17 protein-coding genes are annotated in these 22599 nt (G+C 70.5%); 7 read left to right on the top strand and 10 right to left on the bottom strand.

Translation table 11 applies throughout. The features are described from left to right. The first annotated feature begins 113 nt into the window (after positions 1–113). The gene (locus ACFWU3_RS15765; RefSeq protein ID WP_384436816.1) at positions 114–1070 is read left to right on the top strand and encodes an RNA polymerase sigma factor SigF; all 957 of its coding nucleotides are present in this window, start codon (positions 114–116) and stop codon (positions 1068–1070) included. Between the two features lie 256 nt (positions 1071–1326). Continuing rightward, on the top strand, positions 1327–1530 hold the full coding sequence (locus tag ACFWU3_RS15760; protein ID WP_313947888.1) for a cold-shock protein: 204 nt from the start codon (positions 1327–1329) through the stop codon (positions 1528–1530). Between the two features lie 290 nt (positions 1531–1820). Here the strand turns inward: ACFWU3_RS15760 and ACFWU3_RS15755 are convergent, their stop codons facing one another. Beyond that, a complete protein-coding gene (locus ACFWU3_RS15755; RefSeq protein ID WP_384436813.1) occupies positions 1821–3251 on the bottom strand; it encodes a protein kinase in 1431 nt (476 codons plus the stop codon). 130 nt (positions 3252–3381) lie between these two features. Further along, positions 3382–4314: a Ku protein gene (locus ACFWU3_RS15750; protein ID WP_384436810.1), complete on the bottom strand. Its 933-nt coding sequence runs from the start codon at positions 4312–4314 to the stop codon at positions 3382–3384. 309 nt (positions 4315–4623) lie between these two features. On the opposite strand from ACFWU3_RS15750, the gene ACFWU3_RS15745 reads away from it, so the two are divergent. From ACFWU3_RS15745 to ACFWU3_RS15730, 4 genes are all read left to right on the top strand, one after another. Beyond that, positions 4624–5856 (top strand): cytochrome P450, encoded by a 1233-nt coding sequence (locus tag ACFWU3_RS15745; protein ID WP_384436807.1) that lies wholly within the window; start codon positions 4624–4626, stop codon positions 5854–5856. Positions 5857–6040: 184 nt separating this feature from the next. After that, positions 6041–6472, top strand: a complete 432-nt coding sequence (locus ACFWU3_RS15740) for an SRPBCC family protein (protein WP_340471713.1) — start codon at positions 6041–6043, stop codon at positions 6470–6472. A gap of 198 nt (positions 6473–6670) precedes the next feature. Next, positions 6671–7519: an alpha/beta fold hydrolase gene (locus ACFWU3_RS15735; RefSeq protein ID WP_384436804.1), complete on the top strand. Its 849-nt coding sequence runs from the start codon at positions 6671–6673 to the stop codon at positions 7517–7519. 11 nt (positions 7520–7530) lie between these two features. Then, positions 7531–8346 carry an inositol monophosphatase family protein gene (locus ACFWU3_RS15730; RefSeq protein ID WP_384436917.1) on the top strand — a complete coding sequence of 272 codons (816 nt, stop codon included), beginning with the start codon at positions 7531–7533 and terminating at the stop codon, positions 8344–8346. A 46-nt stretch (positions 8347–8392) separates the two neighbouring features. Here ACFWU3_RS15730 and ACFWU3_RS15725 read toward each other — a convergent pair whose 3' ends face one another. The 7 genes from ACFWU3_RS15725 to ACFWU3_RS15695 all read right to left on the bottom strand — a co-directional run bounded on the left by ACFWU3_RS15725 (position 8393) and on the right by ACFWU3_RS15695 (position 19484). Beyond that, positions 8393–8563 (bottom strand): hypothetical protein, encoded by a 171-nt coding sequence (locus tag ACFWU3_RS15725; RefSeq protein ID WP_384436801.1) that lies wholly within the window; start codon positions 8561–8563, stop codon positions 8393–8395. A 420-nt stretch (positions 8564–8983) separates the two neighbouring features. Then, positions 8984–10615 (bottom strand): PHB depolymerase family esterase, encoded by a 1632-nt coding sequence (locus ACFWU3_RS15720; protein WP_384436798.1) that lies wholly within the window; start codon positions 10613–10615, stop codon positions 8984–8986. Between the two features lie 308 nt (positions 10616–10923). Continuing rightward, on the bottom strand, positions 10924–12006 hold the full coding sequence (sbnA, locus tag ACFWU3_RS15715; protein ID WP_384436795.1) for a 2,3-diaminopropionate biosynthesis protein SbnA: 1083 nt from the start codon (positions 12004–12006) through the stop codon (positions 10924–10926). Positions 12007–12042: 36 nt separating this feature from the next. After that, positions 12043–13113 (bottom strand): 2,3-diaminopropionate biosynthesis protein SbnB, encoded by a 1071-nt coding sequence (gene sbnB / locus ACFWU3_RS15710; protein ID WP_384436792.1) that lies wholly within the window; start codon positions 13111–13113, stop codon positions 12043–12045. Beyond that, positions 13110–14114 (bottom strand): TauD/TfdA family dioxygenase, encoded by a 1005-nt coding sequence (locus ACFWU3_RS15705; protein ID WP_384436789.1) that lies wholly within the window; start codon positions 14112–14114, stop codon positions 13110–13112. Before ACFWU3_RS15705 ends, sbnB begins: the two co-directional genes overlap by 4 nt. 13 nt (positions 14115–14127) lie before the next feature. After that, entirely contained in the window at positions 14128–16866 is a 2739-nt protein-coding gene (locus ACFWU3_RS15700) for an amino acid adenylation domain-containing protein (protein ID WP_384436786.1), read from the bottom strand. Then, positions 16866–19484 carry a Pls/PosA family non-ribosomal peptide synthetase gene (locus ACFWU3_RS15695; RefSeq protein ID WP_384436783.1) on the bottom strand — a complete coding sequence of 873 codons (2619 nt, stop codon included), beginning with the start codon at positions 19482–19484 and terminating at the stop codon, positions 16866–16868. Before ACFWU3_RS15695 ends, ACFWU3_RS15700 begins: the two co-directional genes overlap by 1 nt. Before the next feature lie 491 nt (positions 19485–19975). Here ACFWU3_RS15695 and ACFWU3_RS15690 point away from each other — a divergent pair, with 491 nt between their 5' ends. Further along, positions 19976–21265 (top strand): MFS transporter, encoded by a 1290-nt coding sequence (locus ACFWU3_RS15690; protein WP_384436780.1) that lies wholly within the window; start codon positions 19976–19978, stop codon positions 21263–21265. A 386-nt stretch (positions 21266–21651) separates the two neighbouring features. On the opposite strand, the gene ACFWU3_RS15685 is transcribed toward ACFWU3_RS15690, so the two are convergent. Next, the gene (locus ACFWU3_RS15685) at positions 21652–22374 is read right to left on the bottom strand and encodes a transporter substrate-binding domain-containing protein (RefSeq protein WP_384436777.1); all 723 of its coding nucleotides are present in this window, start codon (positions 22372–22374) and stop codon (positions 21652–21654) included. Between the last annotated feature and the right edge of the window lie 225 nt (positions 22375–22599).

Below are 22599 nucleotides of genomic sequence, written 5' to 3'. Positions count from 1 at the left end.
GGCGCGTCGTCCCGGCAGGTGGCTCATCCGTACAGGCTGGACGGCGCGCGGCAGGTCGCGGTGAGCACCCTCATTTGCTTACAGCGAAAAGTTGTCGAGCGGCAACAGTGTGGATGTGTGATGAGTGGGCAGGCGGTCGGCAGACATGGCCCCCACTCCGAGGTGAAGTTGTGACTTTCTCGACTCAGTTGACCGGCGCTTCGGCCCAGGAGCTCGACGTTGCCGGGGCGTCCACGGACGTGACCGGCAGCGGAGCCGATGCCCTCCCGTGGATCGAGGATGCGGGCAAGATCGCTCCCAAGGATGCCCGGCAGCTGTCGAAGCTGTTCTTCGACCAGCTCCAGGTGCTCGAGGAGGGAACCCCCGAGTACCAGTACGCGCGCAACACCCTGATCGAGATGAACCTCTCGCTCGTCAAGTTCGCGGTGCGCCGGTTCCGCAACCGGGGTGACGGCGAGATGGAGGACATCACCCAGGTCGGCACCATCGGTCTGATCAAGGCGATCGACCGGTTCGAGCTGTCCCGCGAGGTCGAGTTCTCGTCCTTCGCCATTCCCTACATCGTGGGCGAGATCAAGCGCTTCTTCCGCGACAGCACCTGGGCGGTGCACGTGCCGCGCCGGCTTCAGGAGCTCCGTGTCGAGCTGGCCAAGGCCAAGGAAGAGCTCGCGAACCGGCTGGATCGCGACCCCACCGTGAAGGAGCTGTCCGAGCACCTCGATCTCACCGAGGACGAGATCATCGAGGGCCTCGTCGCCGCCAACGGCTACATCGCGGACTCGATCGACACGCCGACCGCGGGTGACGAGGAGTCCAGCGACGGGGGCCGCACCGTCGTCGACAGCATCGGCGACGACGACCCCGCCATGGACCTGCTCGAGAACCTGCACTCCCTGGCTCCGCTGCTCGAACAGCTCGACGACCGGGAGCGCACCATCATCGAGATGCGTTTCGGCCGGGAGCTCACCCAGGCACGCATCGGCGAGGAGCTCGGCATCTCCCAGATGCACGTCTCCCGTCTCCTCGCCCGCACGCTGACGAAGCTCCGTACCGGGCTGCTCACCGGCTGACGGCGAGTCGTACACACTGCTTCGCCCCCACCGGCCGTCCGAAAAGACACGCCTTGGCCGCACGAACTTGATCAGGTTGCTGGGCAGGCCGGTGGGGAGCGGTGTAGCGTCAGCGTCAGCTGTCGTGGTTCCAAGTATCCAACGTCCGTGAGCCCCGTGTTCACGGGCGTCTTGCTGTTCAGAGTGCCTGAGGACCAGGGCGATCACCTCCGGCTTCCGCAAGGTGCGGAGCCGACGTCAAGTCCTTGGAGGACAAATGGCCAGCGGTACGGTGAAGTGGTTCAACGCGGAGAAGGGCTTCGGCTTCATCGCCCAGGACGGTGGCGGTCCGGACGTCTTCGCCCACTACTCCAACATCAACGCGACGGGCTTCCGTGAGCTGCAGGAGGGCCAGCAGGTCTCCTTCGACATCACGCAGGGCCAGAAGGGCCCGCAGGCGGAGAACATCACCCCCGTCTGAGTCGCCTGAAGGTGCAAGAGGGTGCCCCGTTCCCGGCTGCCGGGGGCGGGGCACCGGTGCGTCGTGGCCCGGCCGCCCGGTGGGGTGACCCGAGCCGCTGTGTCGTGCGGCGGCTCGGGAACGTGAGCGGGCCCGCTGTGTCGTGCGGCGGTTCGGGAACGTGAGCGGGCCCGCTGTGTCGTGCGGCGGTTCGGGAACGTGAGCGGGGCCCGCTGTGTCGTTGCGGCCGCGCGCCCACGTCGTGACCTGGGCAGGCGTCTCGTGCGGCGGCAGACGTACATGAGCGGGCGTCAGTCCTTCGTGCCCCTGCCCGCCTTCTCCTTCGAGCGGTGCGACCGGTCCTTCGACCGGTGATCCTTCTCCGGGCCGGGCCCGGGCGATCCGTACTCCGGTGTACCGAAGGACGCGGGCGGCCGGACGGCGCCGGGTCCGCCCGGGAGCGAGGTGCGGGAGCCGACCACCGGCAGCTGTTCCGCGGGGGCCACGCTGCGGGCGGGGTCGACGGCAGCGGCCGGACCGCGGGGCGCGGCGGCCGGCCCCGCTGCCGCCGGCGCACTTCCGGGCTCGGGCGCGGGTGTGCCGGGGCGCCCGTGCCGGGGCGCGGACTCGGGCTCCGGGACGGGATCGGGCTGGGGGACGGCCGTCTGCCTGCGGCCCGCGTCCGAACCGCCGTCCGCCGCCGTGAGCGTGGTGCCGAGCACGGCGGCGAGGGCGGCAGCGCCGGCCATCATCAGGCGCCGGCTCCGTGTCGGCCCGGGTACGGCGGAGGCGTCGATCCGGTGGGTCGGGGCGCCGTCCCGGCGGCGGGGAAGGACATTGCGGTGAGCGCCCGAGCCGAGCGAGCGGACGGCGAACCGGCGCGGGGCGGGCGAGGGAGGCGCGACCTGGGGAGGGTCCAGGCGCTGTGACTCCAGCGCCGCCGCGCACTCGTCCGCGTCCGGTCGATCCGCGTCCTCCACGGAGGTCATGGCGGTCAACAGGGACGCCATCTCGCCGGGGAGGGAAGGAGGCAGGGCGGGAGGCCGGTGCAGACGCGCGATCGCGGCTTCCAACGGGGTCCCCGTGTACTCGAGTTCGCCCTTGAGGCACTCCAGCAGCACCAGGCCCATCGCGTAGATGTCCGCCGCCGTCCCCGCACCCTTGCCGAGCACCTGCTCGGGTGCGAGATAGGCCGCCGTGCCGATCAGAGCGCCCGGCTCGGTGTGCGTGGGAGTGTCGACCATCCGGGATATGCCGAAGTCCGTCAGATGCGGCCTGTCCTCGGCGTCCAGCAGAATGTTGCCGGGCTTGACGTCGCGGTGCACGATCCCGGCGGCGTGCACATGGGTCAGCGCTCCCGCGAGCGCCGCTCCGAACCTGCACACCCAGGAGAGGGGACGCGGGCCGGAGGCGATGCGCCGCCGCAGGGTGACGCCCTGGACCAGCTCCATGACCAGGAAGTCGGAACCTTCGTGGTGCCCGGTGTCGTAGACCGTGATCAGGCCGGGGTGCTGGAGGCGGGCCAGCAGCAGGGCTTCGTCGGCGAAGCGTTCCTCCATCTCCGGATCCGCCCCGGGCCGGAACACCTTGACGGCCACCGGACGCCTCAGGCGCAGATCCAGTCCCCGGTACACGTCGGCGGCCCCGCCTCGTCCCGCGAGGGCATCGATCCGGTAGCGGCCGGCCAGCACGTTGGCTGTGAGCCCGGATTCCCACACGGACGGCGGGCGACGGACCTTCATGAGGTCTCCCGAGTCTTCGACGGCAGCGGGCAGCGTCCTGCGACGCTTCACCCGTGTACCCACCACGTGGCCGCCCATCCCCGGCAACGCACGCGGGAGCCCCGACGGCGCTCACCCGGGCCGCCTGTTCTCAGGCGCTGCGCGGCTTGCGGCCGCTCGTCTTCCTGGCAGCGGCCTTCTTCGCGGTGGTCTTCTTCGCCGCGGTCTTCTTGGCCGCCGTCTTCTTCGCGGCGCGCTTCTTCGAGGTGGGCATGTCGTGCACGGTGGCGTGCTCGCCGCTCTCCCCGCGGGACTCCTTCGCCGCCTGAACCGACGCGTTCAGAGCGGCCATCAGGTCGACGACCTCGCCCGCCGGCCGCGTCTCGTCCTCGGCCCGCGGCGGCGTCTTCCCCTCGGCCTTGGCGGCGATGACCTCCTCCAGGGCTTCGCGGTAGTGGTCCCGGTAGCCGGAGATGTCGTCCTCGCTCATGGCCTCCATCAGCGCCACGGCACCGTCGATCTCGCTGTCACCGACCTCGACGGGATCGGGGGCGAGCGTCTCGGGGGAGCGGATCTCGTCCGGCCAACGCATCGCGTGGAGGACGATCGCGTCGTCCTTCACCCGCAGCAGCCCCAGCCGCTCGCGGCCGTGCCACGCGAACTTCGCCACCGCCACCTTGCTGGACCGTTCCAGTGCCTTCCGCAGCAGCGTGTAGGGCTTCGCCGACACCGCTCCGCCGGCGGCCAGGTAGTAGCCGTTGGAGATACGGATCGGGTCGATGCTGTCCGCCGGTACGAACGCGACGATCTCGATCGCCTTCGCCGTCGGCAACGGCATGTTCGCCAGGTCCTCGTCGGTGATCTCGATCAAGGTGTCCTTGGAGACCTCGAACGCCTTTCCGATCTCGTCGTCGCGCAGCTGCTTGCCGTCCAGCTCGCAGATCTTCCGGTACCGGATCCGTCCCATGTCGTCCAGGTGGTACTGGTGGAAGCTGATGTTGTGGCTCTCGGTCGCCGGCAGCACCTTGATGGGGATGGTGACCAGGCCGAACGAGATGGCTCCGGACCAGACGGGGCGGGGCATGACGAACCTCCGTGTGCAGCCCCGAGACCGTCAGCGTACGGCCGGGTCCGCGACGCGGCACCCCCGAAGCCGCCAGTCCGGGGACGGCCCGGCGGCCGCCTTCGCGGGGTGGACCGGTGCGGCGTACGAACCGGTCCGGCTCCGGGCCGGCATGCCGAGCGGGCCCCGCACCCGGGCCGCCTCCCCTCCCGCCCTCGGCGGGCACGCCCCCGGCCGACGCCCGTCGCGTGTCTGGGGCCGACCGCTTCGGGCACTCGGCCCCTTATGAGCACTCTCGCCGCCTCCCTTCGCGACAGCAGCATCCCTTTGATGGCCAAGGGCTACGCCTGGTTGCCCGACCGCATGCGCGGCAGCGGCGGCTTCCCGGTGCAGACCCGGATCCTGGGCCGGCCGACGACGGCCGTCCACGGCCGGGAGGCCGTGCGCTTCTTCTACGACGACCAGCATGTGAGTCGCCGATCCGCGCTTCCCGGACCCGTCCTCGACACACTGTTCGGCCGGGGCGCGGTGCACACCCTCGACGGGCATCGGCACCTGGCGCGCAAGGCGCTTTTCATGTCCCTGCTGAAGAACCAGGGCGCCGTGGCGCGTCTGACGGGGCTGGCCGGAGCGCAGTGGGACGCGGCGGCGCGGGAATGGGCGATGCGTCCCGCGGTCGAACTGTTCACCGAGTCGAGCCGGGTGCTGACCCGCGCGGTGTGCGACTGGGCCGGGATTCCGCTCGGCGCCGCAGACACCGCGGAGCTCGCCGATGATCTTGTGGCGATGGTCGACGGCTTCGCCGCGATCGGGCCCCGGCACATCAAGGCCCGTGCCGCTCGCGCCCGGCGCGAGGTGTGGCTGGAGGGCCTGATCCGTACGGCGCGGGCGGAGGCGGGGACGGACCCGGGCACCGACCGGGGCGCCGAGTACCCCGCCGGCTCACCTCTGCGGGCCGTGGCGCTCCACCGCGACGACAGCGGGCGGCTGCTCGACTCGCGCACCGCGGCCGTGGAGGTCCTCAACATCATTCGCCCCACGGCCGCCGTCGCCTGGTTCGTGACCTTCGCGGCGCACGCGCTCCAGCGGTGGCCGGGCTGCCGGGACGCGCTGCGCCGGGGTGACCCCGCGTACGCGGAGGCGTTCGCGAACGAGGTCCGGCGCTTCTACCCCTTCGTGCCGTTCGTGGCCGGCCTGGCCGCCGGTGAGCTGCGGTGGCAGGGCGTGGTCATTCCCGAAGGCAGCCTCGTCCTGCTGGACGTCTACGGCCAGCAGCACGACCCCGACCTGTGGCCCGCCCCGTACACCTTCCGCCCCGAGCGCTTCCTCGGCCGGAGCGTGGCGAGCGACGAGCTGATCCCGCAGGGCGGAGGGGACGCGGCGACGGGCCACCGGTGCCCCGGCGAGGACATCACCGTCGCCCTGCTGAGCTGCCTGTCCACGCGGCTGGCGGAGATGAACTACCTGGTCCCGCCACAGGATCTGTCGATCGGTCTGCGCCGGGTGCCCGCGCGGCCGAGGAGCGGCTTCGTCGTGTCGCTGCGGGTGCCTTCCGACGCCTGAGGGGATGGGCCGGAGCCTTCGTCCCGGCCCATCCCGTGGGCGCCGAGGGCGAGTCGGGCCGGTGCCGTCACCGGCGTCGGCTCGCCTTCCGGTCCGGCGCGCGGGAACAGATCGTGTGCGCGGCGTATCGGAGGGCACCCGGTGGACGAACGCGGAAAACCGGATCGTCAGGAAAGGACCCTCCATGTCGGCATCTCTGATCGAAGCCGTGGACGTCAACGCCCCCGTCTCCGTGAGCTGGGGTCTGTGGCAGGACGTGACCGAATGGCCGCGCTTCCTCAGCCATGTCGAGCGGGTCGACCGGCTCGATGACCGGCGGTTCGCCTGGTGGCTCTCGCTGCCCGGAGCGGACAAGCAGTTCATCGCGGAGCTCACCGAAGTCGTGCCGGAGGACCGGATCGCGTGGAAGACGGTCGCCGGGGTGCACCACGCCGGTGTGGTCACCTTCCACCACCTCAGCGACACGACCAGCCGCGTGACCCTTCAGGTCGAGTACGAGCCCGACGGCTTCTTCGAACACCTCGGCGCGCTCACCAACCTCGACAAGACGCTCGCCAACTACGACCTGGGCGAGTTCCAGCGCATGGCCGAGGAGCTCGCCGGCAGGCGTGTCTGACGCGCGGCCGGTGCGAAGACCCGCAGGAGCCGAAAGGGCTCGCTGAAGCCGTACCATCCGAGCCCTCCGCCGCACATGACGGCGGAGGGCTCCGGCTTGTCCGGCCGCGCTCGACAACCGGACGCGGTGACCCGACTCCCCGGCAGGGGGCCGGGAATTGAGTTGCCGGGAGCGAATGCCGCTGACAGGGTCGTCGTCATGCCCACCCTCCCCGCGTACGACGGCACCGAACTGGCCTACCACGTGGCCGGCGACGGTCCGCCCGTCGTCTGCCTGCCCGGCGGACCCATGCAGGCGTCGGCCTATCTCGGCGACCTCGGTGGCCTGGCCGCGCACCGGCGGCTGATCCTGCCGGACCTCCGCGGGACCGGGAAGTCCGCGGTGCCGCAGAGCGCCGACTCCTACCGCTGCGACCGGTTGGTCGACGACGTCGAGGCGCTGCGCGAGCATCTCGGTCTCGACCGGATGGACCTGCTCGCCCACTCCGCGGGCACGAACCTCGCGGCGCTCTACGTGGCCCGTCATCCGGAGCGGGTCGGCAGGCTCGCGCTGATCACACCGAGCGCGGTGGCCGTCGGCATCACCGTCCCCGGAGAGGCCCGCCGCGAGACCGCGCAACTCCGCAGCGGGGAGCCGTGGTTCCCGACCGCCTCCGCGGCCCTTGAGGCGATCACCTCCGGCAAGGCCACGGACGACAGTTGGCAGGCCATCGAGCCGTTCTTCTACGGCCGTTGGGACGACACGGCCCGCGCCCATCAGGCGGCGAAGGACGGTCAGAAGAACGAGGAGGCAGCGGCCGTGTTCGGCGCCGAGGGCGCGTTCGATCCCGATGCCACGCGTGCGGCGCTCGCGCGCTTCGCCGGGCCGGTACTGGTGCTCGCGGGGGAGTTCGACCTGAACTCTCCTCCCGGGCCGACCGCCGAGTGTGCCGAGCTGTTCCCGAACGCCGCATACGTCGTCCAGGCCGGAGCCGGTCACTTCCCGTGGCTCGACGATCCGGATCGTTTCGTCGCGACCACCGCCCGCTTCCTCGGCCGTCAGTCGTGACCGAACCCGTGGTGATCGACTCGGCCGCGCGCCGGGGCGATGCCGAGGTCGCGGCGGCTGCCGCGCGTGCCGGTGCGGACGTCGTGCTCGCCGGATACGGGCAGCGGCTCTCCCGTATCGACAAAGGCGCCGGGGATTTCGCCACCGACGCCGATCTGGCGGCCGAGGAGGCGATCCTCGGCGTCATCCGGGCTGCCCGTCCCGACGACGCGGTGCACGGCGAGGAGGGCGGCCGACAGGGCCCGGCGGAGGCGACACGCGAATGGTTGGTGGATCCCCTGTGCGGGACGCTCAACTACGCGGTCGGCAACATGCTGGTCGCGGTGAACGTGGCGCTGCGCAACGGCCCGGCGGCGGTCGCGGATCCGTTCAGCGGCGAGGTCTTCTGCACGGACGGTACGACGGCGTGGGTGCGGCGCGACGGGGTGGACGAGCCGTTGGTTCCCACGGCCGCCACCACGTTGGTGGACGTGAACCTCGATCCGCCCTTTCCGAGCGCCCCCGGCTTCAGGGCCGTGGACCTGCTCGCTCACCCGGATTTCGTCGCGGGGTTCCGGCCGCGGGTGGTGTCGAGCACGCTGGCGCTTGCCTGGGTCGCGGCCGGCAAGCGGGCCGCGTACGTCACCGACGGCGGTGACCTGACCGAGAGTGTGCACTTCGCCGCCGGTATCGCCCTGTGCCGGGCGGCCGGCTGCGTCCTCACCGGAGTCGACGGCGTTCCGGTCGGAGAGACCGGACGGGCCGGTCGGGGAGGCCGCGGTCTCGTGGTGGCCTCGGACGCCGAGACGCACGGCCTGCTGCTGTCGATGATCCGCGGACAGCGCTGAGTGCCGTCCCGTGGACCGCGTGGGCCCCTGGCGACTGCCGGGGGCCTCAGTCGTCGCCGACGACGATGGTGCGCTCTTCCTCGTCCCTGTCGTCCCTCTGCTTCGGCCCTGATCTGTCCTGCGGGACGAGCACCGCCGGCATACAGGTCCGCACGGGCTCTCCCGCGCTGCTGTGCCGACTGGTGATCAGCCCGGTTTCCGGGGGTGAGCCGTTCACTGTCCGACTCCTTCTTCCTCAATCGACGGCCAATGGAAAAATGCCCGAGGGCATTCCGCGACTCGGGTACCCGCCCGTGCGGTCACAACACATCCCCCGCGCGTTCCCCAGGCCGAGGAAATACGTTCCGCAGGAGGTGGGAGGCGTCGTTTCCACGAATGAAGAAATGTTCGAGGTCCGGGGCATTCGCCTGCCGCCGTGGGCGAATCTCCCCGGCCGTGGAAAGACCACGGCGAATCTCCCCCGCCGGGGAAAGACCACTCCGTACGGATCCGCCGGTGTGAAGGACACCCATGTACGCGCAAGGAAACAGGCTCTCGCGAAACAGGGAGAGAGTACCGGCGAGCGGGCCCGCGTGGATTCCCGGAGTGCGCGGGGGCTCCGACGCCTCCGCATCAGAGCCTCCGCGCGTCGTGACCCCTACTCGTACTCCACCGTCAGTGTGGCCCGCGTGTCCTTGTTGACGAACACATACGCATTCGACGTCTGGTTCGCCGCGAAACGCAGCCGCAGCTGTGTCACCCCTGTACGGTTCACTGCCGCAAGTCCCGCCGTCGACAAATTCGTCGAGGATCTGGTGCCCGAGGTGAACGCGGTGACCTCCGCCGACCCCGGGGCTGTCGTGGTGGCCGACCAGTCCGTGGATTCGACCGGGCACGTGCCCAGGCAGCCGTGGTGGACGTCGACCAGCAGGCGGTTGCCCGCCGGGCTGGTCCACGGGGAACCGGAGCCGCTGCTGTGTGTGAGCGTCACATGGGCGCGGGTGAGCTGTTTGCCGGGCGGGATGCGGGAGGTGTCGAAGGACAGCACGCTCCGGTTGTACCTGCCGTCGCTTCCGCGGCCCAGAGCGAGGCCGTACGTGGTCTCCAGCGTGCCGACGGACGCGCCCGAGCCGTCCGCTGCGGCCTTGATGTAGCCGTCCTGCGCGTCCGTGCTCGGCAGTGTCATCCGGTTTCCGGCGGGCGGCGGTGTGCCCTCGCCGCCGAGTGCCCTCACCATCGCCATGACGGTCTCGATCTGCTTGCCGCCGTGCCGGGCGTAGGCGGAGTCTCCCTGGTAACCCCACCAGTTCCAGCAGCCGTTGGGGTTGTCGAGCGTGGTGGTGGGGACGGCCTGCGGGTACAGCACGATCAGGTCGTTGGTGTCGGCGTACTCGTTGAGGTACGCCTTGTCGATGAACTGGCGGCCGAAACCCTGATAGGAGTAGCCCTGCTTGCACCCGTGCAGCGCGACCACCAGTGTGCAGGCGGCGCCGCCCGCGCAACTGTCGGGTACGTAGACGAAGCCGTTGTCGTCCAGCGAGATCGCCCGTGCCCGGCCACCGGGCGCGTACGGGTTCTGGTCGAACCGAGTCAGGGATCCGCCGGGTGCGGCTGCGGGGGCGGTGACGCTGCCGAGGAGATGGCCGAGCAGGTCGCGTTCCGCGTCGAAGCCGCAGTTGTTGATCCACGGATTCGCCGTGACCGTACAGGAGTTGGGGCCGAGCGGGCTGATCCACGCGTGGCCCGCCGCCGTGCTGTTGTTGTAGCGGACGCGTGCGCCCAATCGGCCGTAGTAGCCGGACAGTGCGTCGGCCACCGGGCGCTTGACGGTGGTGTCACCCGATCCGCTGAAGACGTAGACCGGATCTCCGGCGAGATTGGCCACCGGGTCCACGAGGCCCTGCGCCGACCAGTCGCGGGTGGTCTGTTCGAGCTTGTCGAGCTGGAGGTCCTGAAGGGTGTCCATGCAGGCCAGCAGGGCCTTGTTGAGGTCGTTCTGTGCGCAGAAGTTCGGGCCGGACGCGAACGCCGCGGAGCCGTCGAACGTGCCGGAGTACGCGACATGCAGTTGGGTGGCCATGTAGCCGCCGGACGAGATGCCGGCGCTGTAGACGTCGCTCACGTCGTACGGTCGCAGCTCACCCGGTACCGGCTCCCCTGGCGGAGCAGGCGTCTGTACCGGCGCCTGGGCGGCGGCCGCGGGCGCGGAGGTGGGAAAGACATGCGCCGCGACCATCAGCAGAAGGAGCGCGGCGGGCCGGAGGAGACGGGCAGCGGGCGACGATCTCATGGACCCTCCCGGGTGAGGTGCGGCTCACGGCGGATTCCCGTCCGTGGATTCCGGGAGATTAGGAGCCCGGCACCCGACCGGATATGTCGCTCACACCTACAAAGCACCGAGGGGTCGTGTGTGTAACGAGGAGATCGTGACGGCGAAGTGCCGTACCGGACACGTCAGTTGACGCGCTGGTAACCCGGAGCCCGCAGCCCCTAGCCGGCAACGCGCGGCTCGCTGCCCGCAGTCCCACCCGCCGACCCGCTGGCCCGCCGGCCCGCCGGCCGAGGCGCCTGCGCCCCGGCCGCTCGCCCCTCAGCTCCTCACCACGCCCCGCGGCGCGGCCGCCCGTCCGGTGACGCAGGTGTCCAGGAGTCGTCCCTCTCCTGCCGGGAGCGCGTGTTCGGGCCCGGCGATCGCACAGGTTCCGAAGGGCCCGAGGGCTGTCCCTCGGGGTCCAGTACCTCCGCGCCGTACAGGGCCTGCACCCAGTTGGCCTGATACACGGTGTCGAGGTAGCGCTCGCCGAGGTCCGGCGCGACGGCCACGGCCGTGAGGTCACGCGCGTCGTGCCGGGCCAGCCAGCCCATGGCGCCGCTGACCACCGTGCCCGTCGAGCCGCCGAACAGGAACCCGCGTCTGGCCAGACGGCGGCAGGCGCGGACGGTGTCGGCCTCCTCGACGCGGACCGCCTCGTCCACGTACGACTCGTCCAGCAGTGGAGGTCGGACGCTCATGCCGAGGCCGGGGATCATCCGGCGCCCCGGCTCGCCGCCGAAGCTCACCGAGCCGACACTGTCCACGGCGACGATGTGCACCGGCCGGCGCGACTCGCGGAAGTAGCGTGCGCAGCCCATCAGGGTTCCCGTGGTGCCCGCGCCGACGAACAGGACGTCGAGCTTCGGGAAGGCGCGGGCGATGGCGGGTGCGGTCCGCTGATAGTGCGCCTTCCAGTTGGCCGGATTGGTGTACTGGCTCAGCCATACGTAGCGTTCGTCGGACGCACACATGGCGCGGACGTAGTCGAGGCGCGCGCCGAGGAGTCCGCCGTTGGACCGCTGGCCGGCGACGATGTGCACCTGGCTGCCCAGGGCCTCCATCATCAGCCTGGTCGCCAGATTGCAGCGGGAGTCCGTCACGCACAGAAACCGGTAGCCCTTGCTGGCGGCGATCATGCTCAGCGCGACGCCGAGGTTGCCGGACGAGGACTCGATCAGGATCGAGTCCGGCGTCAGGATGCCCTCCCGCTCCGCGGCCTCGACCATCTCGGTCGCTGCCTTGAGTTTGATCGAACCGGCGAAGTTGAAGCCCTCGCACTTGAGGAAGAGTGAGCGACCGTAGATCGCCGAGAGGTCGACATAGAGCTCCTCCTCGTTGAAGGCCTGGGGTACGGAGATGACAGGCACGATGGCCTCCGTGTGGTGGGGGCGCGGGCGGGCTGCTCAGCCGTACCGGCGCAGTTCGTGGAAGAAACCGTCGGCGACCCGGAGTTCTCCGGTGCGGGCCACCTCGTCGTAGACGTATTTGCCGACCGCCAGATCGAGCACGCCGAGGCCGAACGGGGAGAACACCACGGGCCGGTCCGGTGGCACCGTGACCCGTCCGGCCATCACGTCGTCCAGCGTGCCGTTCACGAAGTCCCGGTTGCCGGTGCGCTGTTCGGTCAGATGAGGTGAGGTGCCGGCCCGCAGACAGTGCTCGATGTCGTCGACGATGTTCGTCGACGCGAGCAGGATGTCCGGGTCGAGGTCGCGCAGCGACACATGCAGGACCACGGGGTTGTGCTCGAACCACGACAGGTCGCCGACGTGCGGTTGACCCGCGACGGTCGCGAAGACCACCAGGTCGCTCAGCCGGATCAGGTCCTCGGCGCTGCTGTGCACGGTGATGCGTCCGCCGCCGCCCGACTGTTCGAGGTAGACGCGGAAGCCCGCCGCGCTGTCGGCCGACAGGTCGTGCACCCCGATCTCGTCGAACGACCAGCCCGTCCCCACCAGGAAGGTGTGGATGTACCGGGCGATCAGACCGGCCCCGAAGAAGCCGACGCGCAGCGGTCGCGGCCGGTCACGGGTGAGCCGGTCGGCGGCCGCTGCGGCCGACGCCGCGGTGCGGGTGGCGCTGATGATCGAGCTCTCCAGACAGGCGAACGGATAGCCGGTGTCCGGGTCGTTGAGGATCAGGACCGCCGAGGCCCGGGGGATACCGGAGGCCACGTTCTGCGGGAAGCTGGAGATCCACTTCAGTCCGTCCACGCGGTCCCGGCCGCCGATCGACGCCGGCAGCGCGATGATCCGAGAGGTGGGACGGTCGTGGAAGCGGAGGAAGGACGACGGCGGGTTCACCGACTCGCCTGCTCCGTGCAGCCGGTACGTGCCCTCGACCACCTCCACGATCTCCTTTTCGCGTCCTTCCAGGGCGCGTTGGACCTGGTCGCCCGTGATCACGGCGAAGGACGGCGCGGGAAGCGGTTCTGGCATGGCGGGCTCCGTTGCGGGAGAGGGGGTGGTGGTCATCGGACAGCCGCTTCGACGGTCGGCGAGCAGTCGCCCAGGCGCACCGGGTCGGCCATCGCCACGACCACGTCCCGGGGTCCTTCGAAGGGCTCTCTGCTGTGCGCGGTACGGATGTTGTCGACGAGCATCAGGTCACCGGCCAGCCAGGGCTGACGGGCGGTGTGGGTCTCGTACACCGCGTTGATCAGCTGGACGGTCTCCTCGGTGAGGGGATCGCCGTTGCCGTAGCGGGTGTTGAACGGCAGACCGTCGGCGCCGTACTCGTCGATCAGGTACTCCCGCACCTCGGGCGCCGTCGTCCACTCGTTGAGGAACGCGATCTGGTTGAACCAGCAGCGCGTACCGGTGACCGGGTGGCGTACCACGGCGCTGCGCAGCTGACGGGTGCGCAGTCCGCCGTCGGGCTGCCAGGCGAACTCGATCGCGTTCGCACGGCAGTAGTTCTCGACGGCGGCGCGGTCCTCGGTGCCGAACGCCTCCGCGACCGAGGCCCCGATCTCGTCGTTGTAGCTGCGGGTGAGCAGCCATCCCTCGCGCTCGAACCGTTCGGTCAGGGCGGGGGGCAGGTCGTCGAGCACAGCCGCCGAGTCGGCGACCGCGGTGGCCCCGCCCTCGGTCGGCGCGGTCAGGCACGCGAACATCATCAGGCCGGGGAACTCCAGTGTGTAACTCAGCTCGTGGTGCATGCACATCGGCTGGTTCGACGGCCAGGCCGTCGACGAGTAGACGCCGTCGGAATACGTCTCCCGCAGCGCGAAGGCCTCCTTGTCGGCCGCCGGTCCGGTCGCGAGCTGCCGGAGCACCGCGGCGACGTCGTCCGCGTCGCGCAGCCCGAGGCCGCGGATCAGGACCGCGCCGTGCTCGGCGACGGCGGCGCGCAGTGCGTCCCGCTGCTGGACCGGCCAGCTCATGGTGTCGGTGCCGGGTTCAAGTTCCAGCAGGGGAGGCCGGCCTGGGCGCGATTCCAGGCCCGGCAGCGCGGTGGTGAGCGAGGAGGGCATGGTGGGCTTCCTTTCAGGCGGGGGGCCGGACGGATGCGGCGGAGTGTTGGTCGTGCCGGGGGACGGCGCCGTCCTGTGGACCGACCGGCTGTGGACCGTCCGGCACCGGCACGGGCCTCGGCAGTGGCGAGTTCCGTGGGGCGGGGGCGTCGGTGGCTTCGGCTGCCGCGGCCCGTTCGTCGACGAGGGCGGCCAGGTCGGCGAGGACCGGGTGGCGGGTGATGTCCTTGAGGGAGACGACGCGGTCCAGGGCCACCACGAGCTTGACCGCCGTCAGCGAGGTGCCGCCGGTGTCGAAGAAGTGGTCGAGCCGGCCGACGCGGTCCTGCGGTACGCCGAGCACCGGGGCCCAGGCCGCGGCCAGCCGCTGTTCGGTCGGTGTCAGCGGTGCGCGGCGGCCGTGCTCGGTCGCCTCGGGCGGTCCCGCCGCGTCGAGCTGTTCGGCGAGGGCCGTCAGCGCCTTCTTGTCGATCTTGCCGTTGGCGGTCAGGGGCAGGCTCTCCTGCCAGTGGAAGGACGACGGAACCATGTACGGGGGCAGAGAGCGGCCCAGCCGGTGCCGCAGGTCGTCGGCTTCCAGCGGGCCGGGGCCGGAGTAGAACGCCACCAGGTGCGCATCACGGCCCGCTGCTCGGGTGATCACCACCGCTCCGTCGCGGACACCGGGCGCCCGCAGCAGCGTGTTCTCGATCTCGCCGATCTCGATCCGGAAGCCGCGGATCTTGACCTGACTGTCCCGGCGGCCGAGGAACTCCAGCTTTCCGCCCGGCAGCCAGCGGCCGTAGTCGCCGCCGCGATGCAGCCGCAGACCGGGACGGTGCGGGTCCGCCATGAAGGCGGGCCGGGTGCGTTCGGGGTCGTTGATGTAGCCCCGGCCGACGCAGACGCCGGAGAAGACGATGGCGCCGGGAGCCCCCAGCGGCACGGGGGAGAGGTGCTCGTCGACGACGTAGACGTGCACGTTGTTGACGGGGCGTCCGAGCGGTACGCGCTCGGTGTCCGGCGCCCGGTCCATGACCTCGTGGTTGGTGTCGTCGGAGGTCTCGGTCAGTCCGTACGCGTTGACCAGGGGGATGTCCGGCTGTGCGGCGAACCAGCGCTGCACGAGTTCCATCTTCAGCGCCTCGCCGGTCACCGACACACGTCGCAGGTCCGGGAGTTCGCGGGGGTGGCGCTCCAGGAGCGAGAGCACGGCGTCGAGGTAGGACGGCACCACCTGGAGGACGGCGACCCGGCCGTCGACGATGGTGTCGAGGAACTGCCGGGCGTCCAGGACCGCTTCCTGCCCGACGAGCAGCGTCCGCCCGCCGGTCAGCAGGGAGGCCAGCAGCTGCCACAGGGAGATGTCGAAGCACTGGGGCGCGGTCTGGGCGACGACATGTCCCTCGTCGATGTCCAGGTCGTCGATCTTGGCGTAGAGGTGGTTGAGCATGCCGGCGTGCTCGCACATCGCGCCCTTGGGTTCACCGGTGGATCCGGAGGTGAAGAAGACGTAGGCGAGCTGGTCGGGCGCGACGCGGATACCGGGGTCGGTGTGCGGTTGGTCCTCCGCGAAGGCGGCTTCGATGAGGAGCCTCTGCACTCCGGAGCGCGACTGCGACTCCCGCGACTCCGGGGACTCCGACTCCCGCGACTCCGACTCCCCGGCTCCCGTCTCCCCGCGCCGCGACTCCAGTGCCTCGTCGAGCGTCGCGGTGCTGCCGGGTTCGGTCAGGACGAACCGGCACGCGGCCCGGTCGAGCATGGCGGCGATCCGGTCGGCGGGGAAGTGCGGTTCGACGGGCAGATAGACGCCGCCCGCCTTGAAGACGGCGATCACCGCGGCCATCCAGTCGAGATTGCGCTCGGTCACGACGGCGACGACGTCCTGGCGGCGCAGTCCGCGCGCCAGGAGGGCGCCCGCCAGCCGGTTGGCGCGGGAGTTGAGCTCCTCGTACGTCCACTGCCGTTCGCCCTGCACCGCGGCGACGGCGTCCGGACGGATCCGTACCTGCTCCTCGAACAGTTCGTGGAACCGGCGGTCCGGCAGCTCCCGGTGGGGTCCGGCGAGCCCGTCGAGCTGGAGATGGAGTTCCCCGGCGGACAGCAGGCTCTGTCGCCCGTGATCGGCATCCGGATCCGCGGCGATGAGGGCGAGCGCCGTGAGGTGATAGCCGGCGACCCTGGCCGCGCACTCGGCGTCCAGCACATCGGTCCGGTACATCAGCCGCATGACGCGACGGGTGCCGTGGTGGGGCAGTGCCACACGCAGCACGGTGTCCCGCGCCGGGCCTTCGCCGTCACCTTCGCTGTTGCCGTCACCGTCGCCGTACGGATCGAAAAGAGTCTCGGGCAGCGGTTCCCCCAGACCCAGCTCGCGCCTGAACTCGTCGACGGGGAAGTCCTGGTGGGCCAGCAGCTCCGCGTGCGTCCGGTCGGTGTCCTCGATCAGCGCACGCCACGAAGCCGACGCGGTCGACAGCCGGCACGGCAGCGGCGTGCCGTCCGGCGTACGGACGTACGTCGCGACCTCCTGCTCGCCGGACAGTGCCGCGAGGACCTTGGCGTGCGCGGCCAGCAGCACCGAACTCAGCGGCACGTCCGTCTCGTCGGCCCACCGGCGCAGCGAGGCCAGCAGGTCGTCCGGTACGGCCGCCCTGTACTCGGCGGTTCCCGGCACATGGTCGCCCGCCCACCGGGGGATCGCGGTGAACGTGCCGGCGGTGAGCACCCCGCGCCAGAAGTCGGCGTCGGTCTGCGTGGACGTTGCCATCACTCCTCCCTCCACTGCTCGCCGGTGTCCCGGCCGACCGGCCGAGCCGGATTCCCGGTCCACCGGGCGTTCTGCGGGACTGCCTCGCCCTTCATGAGGAAGGAGTCGGGGGCCAGCTCTGCGCCGTCGCCCACGGTCACGCCGTAGTGGACGAAGGCGCCGACGCCGAGCGTGCAGCCGGCGCCGATGCTGCTGCGGTCGGACTTGAACGTGCCGTCCTCCTGCGAGTGGCACTGGACGACGCTCCCCGCGTTGAGCGTGGAGTGGTCACCGACGGCGACCAGGGGCCGCTCGGTGAACGAGCAGCCGTCGTCGAAGACCCTGCGGCCGAGCCGGACTCCCAGCAGCCGCCAGATCAGGTTCTTGTACGGGGTGCCGTTGTAGATGCGCAGCCAGGTCTCGTTGGGCACCTTCCAGTACCGCTCACGTCGCCAGAAGCGGCGGTCGTAGATCGAGCAGAACACCGGACTCAGCGGGTGCAGGGCGGTGACGGCCCGCTCGACCAGGACGTAGTACACGGCGGCGGACAGGAGGACGAGGACGTTGCCCAGCGCGATCGACATCGCGCCCAGCGAGGTGTAGAGCTCCGCGGTCACCGCGACGAGGAGTGTGAACCAGGTGAAGTAGAGCCACCGCACCAGCAGATACAGCGCCATGGTGACGACGTTGTGCTTGCTCTTGGCGGCGAGGTTGCCGGGCAGCTCCTGTTCGTTCTTGAGCTGGTCGAACGTGCTGTCCCGGTGGACGGATCGGGGGATCTCGAAGCTGGGTGAGCCCAGCAGGCCGACGCCTTCGCGCACCGCTCCGTCGATGGGGACCATCACCTTCGTGGCGAGCAGGCAGTTGTCGCCGGTCCGGCCCCGCGACGGGTAGGCGATCCTGTTCCCGAGGAAGTTGTGCGGTCCGATCGAGGTGCGGGAGACGCTGAAGGATGTGTTCGAGAAGTCGGCGTTGACCATGGACAGGCCGTCGGCGATCATCGTCCCCGTTCCGACGGAACTCAGGTACGGCGTCTCGTGCTTCACGTCCGTGCCGAAGTTCGATCCGGTCTGTTCGACGGGCGAGAGGTGGTACCCGAGCGTCCGCAGGTAGTGGACGATGGCGGAGCTGTCGCCGAACAGCCGGGTCATGAACTTCCTGTTGGTGATGAGGACGATCGCCCGGTGCATCCCGTAGTGGATTCCGTACAGGGGATAGACCCGGCCGGGTGTCATCGCGCGGTGGAACAGCCGGGGCAGTGTGGTCATGATCAGCAGGCCGACGGGTATGGCACCGAAGAAGAGCACGACAGAGGCGACCAGCGCCTCGACGTAGAACGTCCAGCTGGTCAGCGCCGCGGGCCCGGGTTCCAGAGCCGCGGCGAACTGCGGCACCTCGGCGAACATCAGGCCCACAACGCCCACCGCGAGCGGCATGTAGACGAGCAGCGCGGTCAGCAGCTGGAGGACGCTGTGCACGGCCCGTCGCAGGCCGCCGCAGCCGGCCGGTCCCACTCCACGGAAGTCCACCGCGCTGTCGGCGGGAACGGCGGGGGACCCGTGCCAGTGTTCTCCGGCGGGGACGGTCTGACCGCCGTGCAGCGAGGAGGCATGGGCCAGTTGGGCCCCGTCCCCCATGGAGCTCCCGATGTCGAGCACGGTCGCCTCGCTGACGGTCACGTCCCGCCCGAGCGTGACCGGGCCCGTCTGGATCCGGCCCGCGTGGGCCCGGTAGCAGGCGAAGAACGAGTCCTTGCGGATGACGGTTCCGTCGCCGACCGTGAAGAGGTCGGTGCACACCGGCACGGCGCGGGAGAAGATCACGACACCCCGGCCGATCTTCGCTCCCAGCAGCCGCAGATAGAAGCTGTAGAGCGGCGAACCGACGAACAGCACCAGGGGGTTCGCCCGCACCAGCGTCTTGACGAGCCAGAACCGTACGTATCCCAGGCTCCAGACACGGATCTCGCGCGGCTTCCACCGGCCGATGACCGTCCACTTCACCACGACCGGAAGGGCGCACAGCACCAGGAAGCCGATGGCGCCGAACACGACCGACCGCAGATAGACGTCGGCCACACCCGATCCGGCGGAGATCCACTCGTAGCCCTGTGCGGTGATGTACGCGATGACGCAGGAGTAGCCGATGAACGCGAGCAGTTGCAGCGCTCCGCACAGGACGTACTCCCACAGGCTCGTACGGGCCGCCGGCACTGGGTCGGGCGGTGGCTCGACGGGTGCGGAGGGCTGTGGTGCGTCGATGAGGGCGGCGGTGAGGCTGTGGATCGTCGGATTCCGGTAGACGTCCTTCATGGAGACCGACGGCAGGTCCGCGCGCTTTCTGATGCGTGCGCAGAAATGCGCCATCACCAGGGAGTCGGCGCCGAGTTCGTCGAAGAAGTGGCTGTCGGCCGACACCTCCGGGACGCCCGCGACGTCGGCCAGCATCTCGGCGAGGATCTGCTCGGTTCCGGCGGCGGACTGTTCGGCCGGCGCGGTGGGTGTCTGCTCGGCCGGGACGGCAGGTGTCTGTTCGCTGGGGGCGGTGGAGGTGTCGTACCCGTTCTTCCGGACCACGGCGGATTTCTCCATCCCGGGTGCCGGGCCGGAGGCCAGTGTTTCAACGGGCTTTCCCACCATGCGAGCTCCTTGGAAGGTCGTGACGGCCGGATCGCTGCGGGCTCATGTACCTGGCCCTGGCGTCGCCCCCGCGACGCGTGGTGTGTGCGATCCGTACGGCGGGTGGCGTATCGAGCACGGACGGCAAGCCGGTCGGCGGTTCACCCGACCCGGTGCCCTTGGGGCTCGACGCCGGACACTGCCGGACGTCTTGACCTGTATTCGACACGGGCAGTGGGACGGATTGGCCAAATCGTGACTTGTCTCGCATATCGGTCTTGATCTCGAACCGTGGACAGTGCCGGGTCTCCCCGCGGGTGGGGGTGGCCGGAACCCTGTACTGTCCGCGCAGCGCGTGGACCCGGGGCGACGTGAGGTGCGCGGGCGTCCCGCACACCTGGAGCCAGGTCTCCCGCGGCCCGACGCGCCGACCGGCCGGCGGGGCCGCCGTCGCGACCGACTCCCGGAGAAGAAGTCATGCCGGAACATGCCTCTTGGTTCGTTTGCGGCACATGGGCGACGTGATGATGCTGGACACGACGCCTCGAGCGGCCGGCCCGTGCCGGGCGGACGCCATCCCGTCAGGGGCGGACCAGGAGGACGACGTGGTCGTGACGGCCGGGCGCCGACGCCGGGACTTCGCGCTGCTCGCCGGAATCCTGGTCATCGTGCTCACCGGGGCGAACATCCCCGCCCCGCTCTACGTGGTCTACGAGTCCGTCTTCCACTTCCGGCCCGACCTCACGACACTGATCTTCGCCGTGTACGCCGTCGGCGTGTTGATGTCACTCCTCTTCTTCGGCAGGGCCTCGGACCACCTGGGCAGACGGCCGGTGATCGGAGCCGCGCTGGTGCTGATGGCGGTGAGCGCGGCGGTGTTCCTGGCGGCCGGGAACGTTGCCATGCTCTGTCTGGCGCGCTGGGTCTCCGGTCTCGCCATCGGCCTCGTCGTGGCGCCCGCGACCGCGGGGCTCAGCGAGCTGGAGCCCACGGGGAACGCCCGCCGGGCGGCGCTGACGGCGACCTGCGCGAGCATGCTGGGTCTCGGATTCGGCCCGCTGCTCTCCGGCCTTCTGAGCGAGTACGCCCCGGCTCCCACCCGCCTGGTGTACGCGGTCTATCTGGGACTCCTCGCACTCGCGGCGCTCGCGCTCCTCCTGCTTCCCGAGACGGTGACCGGGCGGGTGCGGCGCTATGTGCCCCGTATCGACATCCGCCTCCCGGCCGCGGTCCGCACGGAGTTCCTCCCTGCGGCGATGGGGGTGTTCTCGGGCTTCTTCGTCCTGGGCCTCTTCGTCGGGCTGATCCCCTCCTTCCTCGGCAACGATCTGCACTGGACGAGCCATGCGCTCGGCGGAGCCGTCGTGTTCCTGCTCTTCGGCGTCGCCACGGCGGCCGAACTCCAGGCACGCGAACTGCCCGACCGGCGCGCCCTCGGCCGGGGTCTGCTGGTGCTGCCGGTGGGCCTCCTGGTGATCGTGCTCGCCTTCGCGCACGCCAGCCTGCCCGCCTTCCTGGTGGGCACCGTGCTGGGCGGCATCGCCGTGGGCCTGGTCTTCATCGGAGGCCAGGCAACCGTGAACCGCATCGCCCCCGCGGAAGCTCGCGCCGGCGTGACCGCCGCGCTGTTCACCGCCGCCTACACGGGCTTCTCCGTGCCGGTGGTCGTGGTGGGGGTGGCCTCCGTGCAGGTGGGCACCTTGCGCGCCACGACGGGGGCGACGATCGGCTTCGTGGTCATCTGCGCCTTCGCCCTCTGGGTGCTCGCCCGGGTGGGCCGTCGTTCCTCACGGACGGGGTGAAGGCCGCCGCGCACGGAACCACCGCGCTGTCCGCATCGGCGGGAAGGGCGGGCGCTGTGCCCCCGACCGACCGATCGATCGACCGGGCGATCGACCGGGCGATCGACCGACCGAGCGGGCGGGGCCGACGCAGAACGTCGCCCCGCCCGCCGACGAGCCCCTCGCGAGAGGCCGTGCACGGCGCGCTCATCCCCGAGCTGCGGTCACTGCCGGCCGTGCATCCCCCGCGTGCCCCCGGGGCGCGGCATCAGGCGCGGCCGATCAGGTGAAACCCCGGATGCGGCGACCTGCCCGGAGGGGCCGTGCCTACGCCGGAGGGGCCGTGCCTAGGCGGGAGGGGCCGTGCCTAGGCGGGAGGGGCCGTGCCTAGGCGGGAGGGGCCGTGCCTAGGCGGGAGAGGCGGCCAGGCTGACCGACTGGTTCGCCCTGCGCAGCGACGCGGCGACGAACCCGTCGGCCTTCAGGTCCTCGACGAGTTCCCGGAGGAATGCGACGGTCTCGGGCCGCCGGGTGGCGGGTGTGCCCACGGCCTGCTGGATCTGCATGAACCGGTCCTCGATCAGACGCACGTCGGGATGCGCGCCGACGAACTCGGTCATCGGCTGCCTGATGCCCGCCGCGACCTCCAGCCCCTCGGTGCGGAACGCGTCGGTCCCCTCGTCCCCGCGGACGACCGTCGCGTGCTGGAGCGTGCGGGAGAGGAAGAGGTCGTAGGCCGATCCCTTCTTCACCCCGATGCGCACACCCGCGCGGTCGATGTCGGCCGGCGAGGTGAAGGGGGAGTCGCGGGGGACGGCGTACACGCCCTCGATCACGACGTACGGGGCGGTGAAGGCGACTTCGGCCTCCCGCGCGGGATCGACGGCGAGGAAGCAGAGGTCGGCGCGGCCCGAGGTCATCGCCTCGTACGACTTCCGCGCCGCGTCGAAACAGAGGAGTTCCACCGCGACGCCCAGCCGCCTGCCGACCTCGCGCGCGATGTCGACCGTGATGCCGGACGGTGTATCCGGCGTTCCCTGGGCCAGTACCGGGTTGCCCAGATTGATGGCGGCCCGCAGCACGCCACTCGGGGTCAGGTCCTCGGTGACGGCGGCAGTCGTGATCCTCATGGAGGGGAGTCTATGGGCTGCCCCGCACTCCCCGGTGGATCAGTCGCAGCCTCCCCCGGGGCCCCAACTGCGCACCGTCACACGCACGGTGGGGGCCGTACCGGTGATTTTGACATAGCCTTGACAAATTAAGATTGCGTTGCGAACATGCAAAACACTCGCACGACGTAGACAAGAATCTTGTGTTCCATGCAAGAACCCCGCAGGGCCGTATGCCCCTTGACG

The sequence above is a fragment of the Streptomyces sp. NPDC058685 genome (assembly GCF_042714725.1).
Lineage (GTDB): Bacteria > Actinomycetota > Actinomycetes > Streptomycetales > Streptomycetaceae > Streptomyces.
This window is presented reverse-complemented; position numbering and strand designations above follow the sequence as displayed.